Origin of the sequence: Bacillus sp. AFS023182 (assembly GCF_002560575.1) — a bacterium.
GTDB lineage: Bacteria > Bacillota > Bacilli > Bacillales > Bacillaceae_G > Bacillus_A > Bacillus_A arachidis.
In genome coordinates, this window is record NZ_NTRO01000154.1 from 1 (window position 1) to 620 (window position 620).

1 protein-coding gene is annotated in these 620 nt (G+C 36.0%); it reads left to right on the forward strand.

The genetic code is table 11. The features are described 5' to 3' along the window. Positions 1–69 precede the first annotated feature (69 nt). Positions 70–620: metallophosphoesterase family protein (locus CN288_RS27855; protein WP_141528036.1), on the forward strand; the 551-nt coding region annotated here is incomplete at its 3' end.

Genomic DNA, 620 nt, shown 5'->3' on the forward strand with positions numbered 1-620 from the left:
AATTTAGGAGATAGTATATACGGTCCTTTAGATCCTGTAGGAACAATCAAGATTTTAAAGGAGCATAAGATGAATCACGTTAGAGGTAACTGTGATCGAATGTTGTGGGGGCCTGTGCAAGATTCATCATCCACTCTATATGAAGTGAAAAGGTTATTAACAAATGAGCATTTAAATTGGCTAAAGGAGCATAAGATGAATCACGTTAGAGGTAACTGTGATCGAATGTTGTGGGAGCCTGTGCAAGATTCATCATCCACTCTAAATGAAGTGAAAAGGTTATTAACAAATGAGCATTTAAATTGGCTAAAGGAGCATCCTTCTCAATATATTATGGAAGATATCTTTTTCTGTCATGGAACACCAGATTCGGATGAAATATATTTACTAGAAAAAATGACAGAAGATGGAGGGGTATTGAAGACTACAGATGAAATTATGAAACACCTTCAAAACATAAAGCAACAAATAATTGTATGTGGACATACTCATATTCCTAGAGTTGTATATTTGCCAGATGGGAAAATCGTTGTAAATCTAGGGAGTATAGGTCTTCCAGCGTACAAAGATGACTTGCCGATTTCTCATAAAATGGAATCTGGATCACCGCTCGCTAATTA